Below are 11,740 nucleotides of genomic sequence, written 5' to 3'. Positions count from 1 at the left end.
AACAAGCGACCGAGGACCCCCACCGAGAAGATCAGCCAGCAGTCCGCAGCCTGACTGCGGCGGCCCCAGGGGTTGGAGAATTACGCCGACACCACCCCTGGGGAAAACCGCCGTCGTTCACACGCGCCGCTTGCCATGCGGCAACCGGATCGTCTCAACTGCCATGAGCACACCGGTCCTGCCGGTCTCCTCGTCCGTCACCAGGGTGCCCTTGACGGGCACCCTGCCTACTCGGGTCGTCATGTCCTGTCACCCTCACTCCCGGTACGGGTGCGGCCCGCCAACTGGCTGGTAACCCGGCCAGTCCAGCCGCACGTCCGAGTACATGGGCCCGGCCACCAGCAGCCCAGGGCGAATTGGGCGCACTTCGGGTGCTTACCTGGTGCACCGGGTAAGCTGACCTGGAGAAACGGCAGTTAAGAAGGGGGTGCGGGCCATGGCCTCCAAACGCGTTCGCCTTGTCGAACGGCGAAAGTCGTCAGGCTTCAGCAAGGAGTCATTCGCCGAAGCACTGCACGTTGACCGTTCCACGGTGGCCCGTTGGGAACGGGGTGAAGCCGAGCCACAACCCTGGCATCGCCCAAAGCTCATGAAGCTGTTGGATGTCACCGCAGCTCAACTTGATGAACTGCTCACCCCCGACCAGACGCTCAGCAAAAACCTGCTCGTGGTGAGCCCGTGGTCGGCCGTGCCGTCCGATCCGGCCAGCAGTGACGAATTTGACGCCCTAGAACTTGCCCGTCGTGTCCAGGCTACTGAACTTGATCGGGTGATGTCGGGCTGTTCGCCGGACAGCGTGCGGGTGGCTTCGGTAGTCCTGGAACGGTGAGATATCCGCAGGGCGGCGGTTTGACGGACGCTGAGAGGGCCGGGCGAGAGCGGGTCCGGCTCCAGGCCGTGGCTGGCTTCGAGGCTGGCGAGAAGAATCGGGAGATCGCTGCTGCGTTGCGGGTCTCGGAGCGGTCGGTAGAACGTTGGCGGCGCCAGTGGCGTGAGGAGGGCCTGGCCGGGTTGGCGTCGAAGGGTTCGCCTGGTCGGCCGCGACTGTCGCAGACGCAGATAGCCCGGCTGGAGCGGGAGTTGGAGCGTGGCCCGCTGGCGCATGGGTGGGCCGATCAGCGGTGGACACTGGCGCGGGTGAAGACGATGATCGGCCGGTTGTTCCATGTCTCGTACACCGTGGAGGGGACGTGGCGGCTGCTGCGGCGGCACGGATGGTCGTGGCAGCAGCCCGCGCGGCGCGCGATCGAGCGTGACGAGGACGCGGTGGAGCTGTGGAGGCGGGAGGTCTGGCCGCGGGTAAGAGCACCGCGGCGGTGAACGGAGCCTGGGTGGTCTTCGAGGACGAGGCCGGCCAGTCGATGACGCCGCCGCGTGCCAGGACCTGGGGCCGCCAGGGCGTCACTCCCGTCGTCCGTGTGCGCGGCCGCGGCGCGGGCCGCGTCTCCATGGCGGGGATGACCTGCTACAAGCCCGGCGAGCGCTCCCGGCTGATCTACGCGATCCGCGAGTACCGGGGCCGCAAGGACGAGCCAAAGGGCTTCGGCTGGAAGGACTACCGCGACCTGATCATCCGCGTCCACACCCAGCTCGGCGGCCCGATCGTCCTGGTGTGGGACAACCTGCGCATGCACCTGGTCACACCTCTGCGGGAGTTCTTCGAGGCCAGCACTGCCTGGCTGACCGTGTTCCAGCTACCGACCTACGCCCCGGACCTCAACCCGCAGGAGGGCATCTGGTCGCTGGTCAAACGCGGCATCGGCAACCTCGCCGCAGCCGACCTCGGCCAGATCACCCGCGCGGTGAAGCGCAAGCTCGAGATGCTCCAGTACCGGCCGGAGGTGATCGACGGCTGTCTCGCCGCGACCGGTCTGATGCTCTGACCGGCCGACAACGCATTTAACGGGACTGGTGGTCATCCGGAGACTGGCTCCGCCGTCTCGGGGGGATACAGGTCGAGCACGATGTCGAGCCCCAATCCGGCGACATCGGCGAGTAGGTCGGCGGGCAACACATAGCCACCCTGACCGTTTTCACTGCCGAAGCCGAGAAACAGCTCCAGGTCACAGTCGTTGGACAGGTGGCCCAGCGCCTCACGACACCCGTCGACCAATCCGACCAGCGCCCGGACATGCTCCGCGAGGTCGCGGTCGTCGGCCAGCCCGCTCTGCAGGACCCAGACGCTGCCTTCCCGTCGGGCACTGGCCGGATTGCGAGGGCTCATCAGGGTGCCGCGCTCGCACTCCTCGCCGGCCGCGAGCCCCAGACGTGCAGAGATCTCGCTCGCACTGATCGCCTGACTCATGATCCGGATCGACCCTGTCGACCACTTCATGTCCGCCGTTCGCGGCTGCATCGTTACGTCCTCTGGCACGTCCACACCCTCGCAGGCCGGCCCGAAGAACGCGAGCGCATTGCCTGCCCCCATACAGGCAGGACCCCGTGGCAGACATCACGAGTTCAAGTTCAGTAGCGGCCACCCAGACCCTGACGTGGAGCGGACTCAGATCGCGCGCATTCCTTGGGCGATCTTCTGCAGTTCGCCGGTGGACAGCGGCTTTCCATTCATGGTGGTCGGCATGCTCTCGACCTTCAGCGTCCAGCCGTCTTCCTGCCAGATCAGGTACCGGATGCCCTGGTCGTCCCAGACCTTGGCGTGCTGGCCGTGGACCACGACGGTACCGACCGGGGCGGCCTGGCCTGGATCGATGCGGCCCCTGGTCTGGGTGACGAACAGCCCTCCGTCGTCCTCCCCCGGGATGATCCTTCCCGCCGCGAAGAGGTGTACCACAGCGGCCGGTTGGTTCTGCGGGTCGCTGTTGGGCGCGGTTGCCGTGGTCAGCCGCACGGGTTCCCTGGGATCGACGTGGTAGCCCGAGGGCAGGTATGTCACATGCTGCAGGCTCCGCTCGTCCAGCACCGCGATCCGGTGGCCGGTCACGGCGTCAACGAGCATGCGCCCGCCCAGTGGAGCCCGCAGACGCACCTGCGAGGTCCCGCCCACTACGGCGACAGCCGCGCACAGCGTATGCGGCGATACCGAACGCACCATCAACCGGACACTGATCAGAACGCGGTCGGCCTCCTCCTTGGCGACCAGGGACGGCACCTCCCCGCAGGCCAGGACGTGCGGGTAGGTGGCCTGCACCACCAGCGTGCGACCATCACACTCCAGCAACGCGGACCCAAGGATCGCGGCCGAGGCGCCCGGACGCCCGGCCGGCCCGGAGACACCGGGCGACTGCGTCACCGCGCAGGTCGACGACAGCACCGGGCCGGCGGAGCGCGGTGGGACTGCCGCTCCGACGGGGCGCGGCGCTACCACCGCCTCGGCCGTGGGTCCGCCTCGCGCACACCCCGACACAGCCAGCAGAACAGCCACGCTCAGCAACACACCGAAAGTACGACGCATGGGATTCCCCCTCGGGATCAGGTCAGCGTCCCTTCGACGCAGACCCGTCCCCGTCGGTTCCCCCGGAACAGGGTCCGCTCTTGGTAGAGCAGTCACCGGGCCGAGCCGAAGACCCCCACGGGTCCCCATCGAACCCACCCAGCTCGCACTGTGCTCCGCATGCGATGCCCAGCACCGATCTCCCTTGACCCGCCGCCTCGGGACTATCCCGATGCCGGCGGCGGTGGGCGGGCGTACCACACGCGGCCGCCCCACCTGTCCGTTCTACCCGGCACGGACACCCACGTGGGGATCCGACCGGTTCAGGCCCAGCCTCCGTGGCGTGGCTCCGAGTACTGGCCGAACGGTGGGTCAAATAGCTCCCCGTCCTCGGTGCACACCACGTAATCAGGCTCGGTCCTAGAGGCAGCCTCCTGCAGTCGGACGACGAGTTCCGCCACGGGAACGACACGCAGGGCGAGGGCTGCGGCAACGCTGGCACGTTGCTCGTCGATCCCCGGATTGCTCCTGGCCAGACTCCGTTCGAGGTGTTGGGCAGAGACCTGCATGACCTCCACGTCGCCCCCGCCGGAGAAGGTGAGGCAGTCCTGCCACTGCAGCCCGATGATGATCTCCAGCGCACCCGCCAGGTCGTCGGCGATCAGCCCGCCCTCTCCTTCGGAACTCGCGAACACCACTGGTTGGCGGCGGTCCTCCCCGGAGCACAGGAAATATGTCCCACCTGCGAACTCCCCGGCGATTGCCGTCAGCGGCGCACCGGAGACGAGTCTCAAGTCATCACCGGATCGCTTCCGGCTGATGTCGAAGCTGAAGGATGACCGCAGCAGCCCGTCGATCTCCGGGTTGTCCTGGATCAGGTTGAGCAGATGATCACTTGAGGTCATGGCGTGGACGATAGCGAGTGCTGCCGACAGCCCAGGAGTCGGGGTGATCGTCAGAAACTGCCGAAGAAGCGATGCCACCAGTTGGGCCGCTGAACGTGCCAGGGCAGTCGGCTCGGCCCGTCGTAGTCGCTCTCCAACAGTTCCTCGGCGACCACAACATAGTCGAGTTCGACCAGCGCCCGGTTGACCTTGGCCAGGTCAGCGCCGTCCAACTCGCCCTCAGCCTGCGCCTCCTCTGTGCCGAGGAAGGCGCCGGGGTTGTCCGCGCACACCAGAGCCAGTGAGTCGAACTTGCTTACACAGACAACGATCCGGGTCCCGCACACAGTCGCGTCCCCAGGCACGACGACACGTCCGTACTCGCTGGAGTCCTGAGTGTCCCGCTCAGCTGAACAGCGAGTTGCGAAGTCACCTTCGAGTCGGGCCACAAGACCGCCGATGCGGACGGCGCTATCGCCACGGTCGTAGTTCTGCGGCCACTCCAGCCACTGCGGATCATCGAGCTCACGCAGCAACGGCAACAGATCCGCTTCGCTCTCGGTCATGTGGTCATCTTGCCGCGACACCCGCCCACCGAGCGGGTCGGGGCACCAACGCGCTCACCGTTCGCCCGACAATACTCATTCAAGTTCAGTAGCGATGTCGGTAATGAAACGCTGCGTCGGCTGGAGCGGGCTTTCGATGAACTCGCTACCGCGTATCCGTCAACACCACCCCAAGAACTCCTTGAACGGGTTCGTCGGCACTCGGCCTACGTTGCACATCTGCTTGATGCCAAAAAGACGCTCAGCGAGCACCGCCGGCTGTTGGAGGTTGGCGGGTGGTTCTCATTGCTCGGTGCGACGCTGCACATTGACCTCAAGCAGGAGGACGCCGCTACTGCTCGATTGGTGACCGCGGCGACGCTGGCTCAAGAGAGCGAGCAGGACGAGATCCACGCCTGGTGCTACGAGACAACCGCCTGGCGGGTGCTGACCAACGGCGACTACACCCAAGCCGCCGAACTGGCCGTCGTGGCTCAGTCGATAGCGCCCAAAGGGTTCGTCAGCCGCGATTCAGGCCACGGCTCAGGAAGGTCGAGCACGCGCCCGCCTTGGTGAAGCCAAAGAAACCTACGCTGCCATTAGTAACGTCCAAAAGATGTCGGCATCCTTCACGGCGGAGGGCAGCACCGAACACCACTACCGCTATGGCCCGGCTAAGGCGCTTGCCTACACGGCAACGACGCTGGCATGGGTCGGTGATCCGTCGGCCGAGACGTATGCCCGGGAAGTCATTGCCAAACTGGCTCCGGCCAACGACACCACGAAGTGGCCCCGCCGGGTGGCATCGGCAAACATCGACCTGGCGCTCGCACTGCTGGTCAGCAACCGGGAAGACGAAGCCTGCGGGGCAGTCCAAAGCGCCATCTTGTCGGGTCGTGTGGTGCCGTCGAACCACTGGCGTGCGCTGGAAGTGGTCAAGGCCGTGGAGGCTCGCAAGTTGCCGGAAGCTCGGGATTTGCGTGAGGCTTATCAGGCGCTTGAGAAAAGCAAAAGTCATATTGACTAAAAGAGCCCCCAAGCCCATAATGACCGGCTAGCTGACTAGAAATTAAACGCGCCCGGACGTTTGCCGACCGATCCGGTTCGTGCCACGGATACGTCTCCATAGACACCAGTTTTAATAATGATCGTATCGCTGTGCGTCTGGAAGTTGTATTGGTGCAATGATCCGCTATTCCCGCTTCCTGGCAGATCGTCTATGTAGAAAAGTGACCAGTCGTTCGCGATGGAGGCAGCGGCAACGCCATTGGCGAACGTGGTGATTTGTTTGTTAGCACCAGTGCTCAGATTTCGAGCGTAGACCTGCGGTGGCTTTGGAGACGGTTTCACGATCATGAGCAGGTACTTTCCGTCAGGACTGAAACTCACTTGTGCAGCCTCATGATCTAGGTCAAACGCCGTCTTCTGTTTCCAAGTCGCACTGTCGAAGATGGCGATGTGAGAAGCGTCCATCCGTGTGTACAACGTTGCCACGAGCTTCCCATCAGGTGACCAGGCCGAGTCTCCTTCCAGATTTGAAAATTCGACCATCGCATACACATCATTCACAGGCAGGTGTGCCCCGGCAAGCGAGAGATGCTCGATGCCTTCTTTCATTACGCCCGGGGCGGCACCCGGATCTGAAATATAATTCCAGGCGAACGTCAGAGTCTTATTATCTGGTGACAGCACGGGGTTTTCCGCTTCACCGAAAAACTGGGTCACTCGTAACACGGCCCCACTTGAAACCTGACCTCTAAAAACTTCATATGGTGGCTCAGGTACTCCATCAATTATCGCACCTTCATCCGCGAGCGTTGAGATGAACACCACGCTCTTGCCATCAGCGCTCACCGCAGGAGACGAGAAGGAGTTGCCCTGCGGTGGCATAAGCGTCCGATGTTGCTTTCCACAGCCGCTGATGATTTCTATGTCCTGCCTGTCCTGGCCGATACTGTGAGTATAGGCCAGTGTCGGTAGGCAATTGGACGACTGGCTACTGCTACAGCTGCCTGAAAGAAAAGCAGAAAATGTGCAGAGAACAACCCCTATGGCACCGCGCTTGACGTTCACAGAATCTCCTGACTATTAGCTGAATCGGCTCCAGGAGCCATTAAGTTCGAGGAGCGTTGCCGTCCCACTGCCACCGGTTTGAAACGGTCGGCCGTGATCGTCGATGATCAGTGTCTTTGACTCGCCTTTGTATGACCAGTCAACGGCCAGTCTCCACGTCGCGGTACAACCACAGCTGGTGTTCGGCTTCCCGATTGCAAGGGAGTCGCTAGCCTCAATAATCCACACTTCAGGATCATTGTCAGCCGTTTTGAAGCTCACAGGCACGTCACCGACACTCGGTGTTCCATCGCCTTTGTCGGTCACTAGTCTTATCTGTGGTGTTAGTGTCCCGAGAGCGACCTGGAAAACCCGATCCTCGATGACGCCTCCACATTGCGTAGAGAGCTTGACATCAGTACCGGCGACAGGTTTCTGCTTGCGTACGTCAACAACACGCAAGTTGCTGAGTTCAACGTCCGCTTGTGTCGCACCCTGTAGGACGATTTTAAGCCGCGTCGTGACGTCGTCTATTCCGCCATGACTGTGTGCCCATTCAGAGGTCAATCCACCTACGGGTGGCGATGGCATGTCGCTTGGCTGCTTTCCCGGGAATACCCAGCCTTCGCACTGAGACGCGTCGGGCATATAGGTAAGCGCATATGTGAATGGTAGCGATGGATTCGCAGTCCCAGGTTTCGATGAGACAGCTGAGGCGCTTGAGGCCAAACCAGCCTTCTCATGTGTTTTTGCGGCACCGCTGCCATTCAGCGTCCAAGCGATGAGGGCTCCTGCGGTACACGTGGCAAAAATAGCTGAAGCTAGGACAGTCCTCCGGACTGCCTTACCGAGCTCACGTGGCGAAACGTTTCGCGAGTTTTTGGTCTCACTCTCATCCTCGATAACAGCCGGGGTATCGCTGTCCGTTTCTGACATGTCGACGTCCAGAGGCCGAAAGCCTGCGGCGAGAATTTGTTGCTCGATTTGGATACGCGCATTTCTGAGATAGCGTCCACTTGTAGCTTTGCTAACAGCGCGCCTATTCGGGGCAGGGCCTGTCAGCCAATTTTGCCTACCAGTCAGATCTTTGCCATTAAAACTTAGATCTCTGGGAAGATTGAAACACACTCGGACTACATAGCGGAAAAAATCCTCCTGTTCCTGGGGCAAATGTCCAAGATTAGACTGTACGGGCTTAAGGCGGGCTATATGTGCCTCAAGATTTATTGCAACAGCTCTACGGGCGAAATTAGGGCCATTATCTAGATCGATGCTCCAGCACTGTTGGAGTGCTCTCAATTCCCCTGATTCATGGAGCTCATCGAACAAATCAATCCGACGCACACCTTGCAAGCTTGATAGTTCTTGCAGAGCAAGTCCTAATTGAGAAAACCGAGCATCACTTGCTTTATTCATCACGCCCCCTGCTGAACTTTGATGCAAATCATACCCTACCCTTTTGGCTCTTGCTTAATGTTTATCAATATGTTATAAATAAAAAGTATTTAAATAGGACTATGCAAATGCGAAAGCGCCCTCAATCACCCCCGGAGGACTTCGACTTCTCTGCTCTTGATCTGGGCGAGGACACCGACTATGGGCCCGTTGATCAAAGTGTTTCCTTCGGCATAGATGGGACCGCTTACGAGATCGATCTCCTCACTGCGCGTGAAGCGGCTGAGTTCCGTGCCCGGCTTGCTCCCTACATCGCCGTCGCTCGGGTCGTAGTGGACGCTGCCACAGAGACCTCGACACAGGAGCTGAACTCCTAACTCCTGTTGATATTGGTCAAGCACTAGTCATCACCCCATCTGACCTGCGCTTTCGCGTTGGTCACACCCTGGTCATTGGTCAAGTGATTTCGAGTTGCCACGGGCCTGGGTAGCGTCGCCATCACTACGTCAAGCACTGGACCAGAAGGGAGAAACCAGTGAGTGAGATCATGAAGCGTCAGTCAAGCGGCTTTCTGTTGCCGACTTACGCGCGACGCGAAATGACACACACCGTGGCGGCAACAGGGGTTGCACAAGCCAAGGTGCACGCCAAGCCGGCGGTGGGTGAATTCGCCCTCTCGGAGGTGAGCTACCTCAAAGCCATCCAGCGCCAGGCCGAGAACGCCAACCCGGACGCGGCCGAGGCCATCGCCCTCATCGTCAACGTCACGATCGCGGGCATCGCCCGCAGCGTGCAGCAGTTCAGCGCGGGCCTCGACTAATGGCCGCGCTGTTCGATCTGGCGCTGTTGGCCGGTGGCCTCGGGGGTGGTCGTGTCTGGCAGTACAGCCGTGACCGCGCCTCGATGCGTGTCGGTCGTCACCTGGGACGGCTCCAAGATGCCATGCATGACATGTCGTCACAGCGTCGCAGGGCCGAAGAGCAGATCAACCACGTCACGCATCGACGGAGGTAGACGTGAATCTCACGCCCATGGTCATGCTGCTGGCAGCTCTGGTGAGCTGCACGGCTGACATCCCGGGCGCTGCCCGGGAAGGCAGGATCTTCCTGCGGCACAGCAAGCACTTCGGCAAGCGCACCCTGCGACGCCTTCGGGTGCTGTTGGGCGCCTCGACCACCAACACGCAGAACACCAGCCAGATCACCGCCAAGCAGACGCTTGTCACCGAGCTGCGGGCCTGCAACCCGGAGCGGCACGACACCTCGTTCGAGGAGTACCGGCCGTCGTGAACGGAGTCAATCCGGAGGGATGGGGGCGGCAAGCCCTACGGGCTGCCGTCCTCATCCTGGTCATCGCCTTTGCGACCCACTGGGCGTATGAGCTGCTGCGGCCAGTCGTGCCGTTCGTAGCATCTGGAGCCCTGGCGATGCTTATCGTCATGGCAGTGCTTCGCCGGCGGCGTTGGTAGATCGCGGCAGATCCGAGGGCATGTGAAAAACCACAACAGTTTTTTCGCATCCCGTGTCCCTGCAAAATCGGCCCCGATAACAGATCTAGTCAACCGTTTATTCGCCTGTATATTCGGGTGAATTTTCATGCGAGTTAACGGTTTTCAGGCTGGCCATCATGTTTTACATGTATATGGGGTCTGCCGCACGATCGGGTGACATCTGAACTGGCTTGCCCTGTGGGGCGGGTGGGAAGGATGTTGCTGTGCCCAAGCCTTATCCGGAAGAGTTCCGCCGGGATGTCGTCCGGGTCGCGAGGAACCGCGGCCCGGGGGTGACGGTGGAGCAGGTGGCCACCGACTTCGGCGTCCACCCGATGACGCTGTGGAAGTGGATGCGCCGCGCGGACATCGACGACGGCTCCAAGCCGGGGACGACCGGCCAGGAGGGTTCCGAGCTTCGGGAAGCACGTCGGAGGATCAAGCTGCTGGAGCAGGAGAACGAGGTCCTGCGCCGGGCCACGGCCTACCTCTCGCAGGCGCACCTGCCGGGAAAAGGATCTACCCGCTCGTGAAGGAGCTGGCCGGAGACGGGGTGCCCGTCGCGGTTGCGTGCCGGGTGCTGAAGCTCGCCAGACAGCCCTACTACCGCTGGCTCGACAAGCCGGTGGCCGATGCCGCAGTGGAGGAGGCATACCGCGCGAACGCTCTGTTCGACGCCCACCGTGACGACCCTGAGTTCGGCTACCGGTTCCTGGCCGACGAAGCACGGGACGCCGGGGCCGTGATGGCGGACCGGACCGCGTGGCGCATCTGTCGGGACAACCGCTGGTGGAGCGTGTTCGGCAAGAAGCGCGGCAAGGGCGGGAAGGCCGGCCCGCCAGTCCACGACGACCTCGTCCGCCGTGACTTCACCGCAACCGGCCCGAACCGTCTGTGGCTCACCGACATCACCGAGCACGTCACCGGAGAGAGGAAGTTGTACCTCTGCGCGGTCAAGGACGTCTTCAGCAACAGGATCGTGGGCTATTCCATCGACTCCCGGATGAAGTCCCGCCTGGCCGTGACCGCCCTGGACAGCGCCGTCGCCCGACGCGACCACGTCGAAGGATGCATCGTGCACAGCGACCGCGGATCGCAGTTCCGCTCCCGGAAATTTGTCCAGGCGCTCGACCGCCACCAAATGGCCGGCTCGATAGGGCCGGTCGGGGCGGCGGCCGACAACGCGGCCATGGAGTCCTTCTTCAGCCTGCTCCAGAAGAACGTCCTCGACCGCCGGGCTTGGACCACTCGCAAGGAGCTCCGGATCGCGATCATGACCTGGATCGAGCGGACCTACCACCGACGCCGCAGACAAGCCGCACTCGGCCGGCTGACACCCGTCGAATTCGAGACCGTCATGACCACACCGGCTCTCCAAGCCGCGTGACCAAACCTGTCACCCAAACCTGCACCAGACCCAACAGCTCCGCACGCTCGACACCAAAGAGACCAACCTCATCGACCTGGCGGCAGATGGCACCCTGCCCCAAGCCAAGATCCGGGCTCGACTGCACGAGATCACCCGGCAGCGGGAGAGCCTCACTGCTCGGCTGGGCGACACCGTCCAGGATCTCAGCGTCACGGCGGAGATCATCGAGCTGTGCTTGCAACTGCTCGAAGACCCACAGGCGCTCTACCGGCGTTGTGACGACCAGCAACGCCGCTGGCTGAACCAAGCGCTCTTCGAGGCGCTGTACATCCACCAGGAATCCGACGGTGACATCTGGGTCAGTCACCAGCTCAAGGAGCCGTTCGACAGCCTGCATGCGGCCCAGCAAGGCGGCCACCAGCCCGCGCAAGCCCCAAGGGTTGCCAGGGGCCGCCGGGCGGCTGGGGCCCGCCCTGGGCCTACAAAAAATGCGGGTCTTACAAGATTTTCGTAGGCGCCTGTCGTGCTTCAATGCGCCTGTGACGTAGGCGGGTTGTGCTGGCAGGGTGGTGGTGTGTGCTGTCGCGATCGAGGACCTGCTGCCGCAGTTGGCGG

Annotated in this window: 15 protein-coding genes; 8 read left to right on the top strand and 7 right to left on the bottom strand. The window is 62.4% G+C overall.

Annotation, left to right across the window (positions count from 1 at the left end; genetic code table 11):
• The first annotated feature begins 436 nt into the window (after nucleotides 1-436).
• Together ACEZDE_RS33625 and ACEZDE_RS33795 are read left to right on the top strand one after the other, a co-directional pair.
• Nucleotides 437-829 (top strand): helix-turn-helix domain-containing protein, encoded by a 393-nt coding sequence (locus tag ACEZDE_RS33625; protein ID WP_380544966.1) that lies wholly within the window; start codon nucleotides 437-439, stop codon nucleotides 827-829.
• Nucleotides 826-1,883 (top strand): IS630 family transposase gene (locus ACEZDE_RS33795; RefSeq protein WP_449341724.1). Its coding sequence is split into 2 segments (ribosomal slippage): nucleotides 826-1,272 and nucleotides 1,275-1,883, totalling 1,056 coding nucleotides; the frame shifts between segments, so codons are not numbered across the junction. The genes ACEZDE_RS33625 and ACEZDE_RS33795 overlap by 4 nt, the downstream gene beginning before the upstream one ends.
• A gap of 32 nt (nucleotides 1,884-1,915) precedes the next feature.
• Here the strand turns inward: ACEZDE_RS33795 and ACEZDE_RS33610 are convergent.
• The 4 genes from ACEZDE_RS33610 to ACEZDE_RS33595 form a co-directional block, all read right to left on the bottom strand.
• On the bottom strand, nucleotides 1,916-2,428 hold the full coding sequence (locus ACEZDE_RS33610; RefSeq protein ID WP_380544960.1) for a DUF4279 domain-containing protein: 513 nt from the start codon (nucleotides 2,426-2,428) through the stop codon (nucleotides 1,916-1,918).
• A gap of 75 nt (nucleotides 2,429-2,503) precedes the next feature.
• A complete protein-coding gene (locus ACEZDE_RS33605; protein WP_380544957.1) occupies nucleotides 2,504-3,271 on the bottom strand; it encodes a hypothetical protein in 768 nt (255 codons plus the stop codon).
• 443 nt (nucleotides 3,272-3,714) lie between these two features.
• Complete coding sequence (locus ACEZDE_RS33600; RefSeq protein WP_380544955.1) at nucleotides 3,715-4,296, bottom strand: hypothetical protein; 582 nt, start codon at nucleotides 4,294-4,296, stop codon at nucleotides 3,715-3,717.
• A gap of 50 nt (nucleotides 4,297-4,346) precedes the next feature.
• Complete coding sequence (locus tag ACEZDE_RS33595) at nucleotides 4,347-4,841, bottom strand: hypothetical protein (protein WP_380544953.1); 495 nt, start codon at nucleotides 4,839-4,841, stop codon at nucleotides 4,347-4,349.
• Here ACEZDE_RS33595 and ACEZDE_RS33590 point away from each other — a divergent pair, their 5' ends adjacent.
• Nucleotides 4,842-5,396, top strand: coding sequence for a hypothetical protein (locus tag ACEZDE_RS33590; RefSeq protein ID WP_380544950.1), 555 nt, complete (start codon nucleotides 4,842-4,844; stop codon nucleotides 5,394-5,396).
• Nucleotides 5,397-5,436: 40 nt separating this feature from the next.
• A complete protein-coding gene (locus tag ACEZDE_RS33585) occupies nucleotides 5,437-5,847 on the top strand; it encodes a hypothetical protein (RefSeq protein ID WP_380544947.1) in 411 nt (136 codons plus the stop codon).
• Nucleotides 5,848-5,882: 35 nt separating this feature from the next.
• On the opposite strand, the gene ACEZDE_RS33580 is transcribed toward ACEZDE_RS33585, so the two are convergent.
• On the bottom strand, nucleotides 5,883-6,893 hold the full coding sequence (locus tag ACEZDE_RS33580) for a hypothetical protein (RefSeq protein ID WP_380544944.1): 1,011 nt from the start codon (nucleotides 6,891-6,893) through the stop codon (nucleotides 5,883-5,885).
• A 15-nt stretch (nucleotides 6,894-6,908) separates the two neighbouring features.
• Nucleotides 6,909-7,808, bottom strand: coding sequence for a hypothetical protein (locus ACEZDE_RS33575; RefSeq protein WP_380544941.1), 900 nt, complete (start codon nucleotides 7,806-7,808; stop codon nucleotides 6,909-6,911).
• A 581-nt stretch (nucleotides 7,809-8,389) separates the two neighbouring features.
• Between ACEZDE_RS33575 and ACEZDE_RS33570 the strand changes: the two genes are divergently transcribed.
• The 4 genes from ACEZDE_RS33570 (at nucleotide 8,390) to ACEZDE_RS33555 (ending at nucleotide 11,143) form a co-directional block, all read left to right on the top strand.
• Nucleotides 8,390-8,644 (top strand): Lsr2 dimerization domain-containing protein, encoded by a 255-nt coding sequence (locus ACEZDE_RS33570; protein WP_380544972.1) that lies wholly within the window; start codon nucleotides 8,390-8,392, stop codon nucleotides 8,642-8,644.
• Between the two features lie 158 nt (nucleotides 8,645-8,802).
• Entirely contained in the window at nucleotides 8,803-9,087 is a 285-nt protein-coding gene (locus ACEZDE_RS33565) for a hypothetical protein (RefSeq protein ID WP_380544938.1), read from the top strand.
• A 196-nt stretch (nucleotides 9,088-9,283) separates the two neighbouring features.
• Nucleotides 9,284-9,556 carry a hypothetical protein gene (locus ACEZDE_RS33560; protein WP_380544935.1) on the top strand — a complete coding sequence of 91 codons (273 nt, stop codon included), beginning with the start codon at nucleotides 9,284-9,286 and terminating at the stop codon, nucleotides 9,554-9,556.
• A 424-nt stretch (nucleotides 9,557-9,980) separates the two neighbouring features.
• Nucleotides 9,981-11,143 (top strand): IS3 family transposase gene (locus tag ACEZDE_RS33555; RefSeq protein ID WP_380544969.1). Its coding sequence is split into 2 segments (ribosomal slippage): nucleotides 9,981-10,265 and nucleotides 10,268-11,143, totalling 1,161 coding nucleotides; the frame shifts between segments, so codons are not numbered across the junction.
• Here ACEZDE_RS33555 and ACEZDE_RS33550 read toward each other — a convergent pair.
• Nucleotides 11,112-11,555 (bottom strand): hypothetical protein, encoded by a 444-nt coding sequence (locus ACEZDE_RS33550; RefSeq protein WP_380544932.1) that lies wholly within the window; start codon nucleotides 11,553-11,555, stop codon nucleotides 11,112-11,114. The two genes, ACEZDE_RS33555 and ACEZDE_RS33550, sit on opposite strands and share 32 nt — an antisense overlap.
• Nucleotides 11,556-11,740: the final 185 nt, after the last annotated feature.

Source organism: Streptacidiphilus cavernicola, assembly GCF_042510955.1.
Classification (GTDB): Bacteria; Actinomycetota; Actinomycetes; order Streptomycetales; family Streptomycetaceae; genus Streptacidiphilus; species Streptacidiphilus cavernicola.
This window is presented reverse-complemented; position numbering and strand designations above follow the sequence as displayed.

What these genes read in the sequence shown, in the direction of transcription:
- ACEZDE_RS33625 (WP_380544966.1), top strand. Translation starts at nt 437, where the DNA reads ATGGCCTCCAAACGCGTTCGCCTTGTCGAACGGCGAAAGTCGTCAGGC.
- ACEZDE_RS33610 (WP_380544960.1), bottom strand. Translation starts at nt 2,428, where the DNA reads ATGGGGGCAGGCAATGCGCTCGCGTTCTTCGGGCCGGCCTGCGAGGGT.
- ACEZDE_RS33600 (WP_380544955.1), bottom strand. Translation starts at nt 4,296, where the DNA reads ATGACCTCAAGTGATCATCTGCTCAACCTGATCCAGGACAACCCGGAG.
- ACEZDE_RS33595 (WP_380544953.1), bottom strand. Translation starts at nt 4,841, where the DNA reads ATGACCGAGAGCGAAGCGGATCTGTTGCCGTTGCTGCGTGAGCTCGAT.
- ACEZDE_RS33585 (WP_380544947.1), top strand. Translation starts at nt 5,437, where the DNA reads ATGTCGGCATCCTTCACGGCGGAGGGCAGCACCGAACACCACTACCGC.
- ACEZDE_RS33575 (WP_380544941.1), bottom strand. Translation starts at nt 7,808, where the DNA reads ATGTCAGAAACGGACAGCGATACCCCGGCTGTTATCGAGGATGAGAGT.
- ACEZDE_RS33570 (WP_380544972.1), top strand. Translation starts at nt 8,390, where the DNA reads ATGCAAATGCGAAAGCGCCCTCAATCACCCCCGGAGGACTTCGACTTC.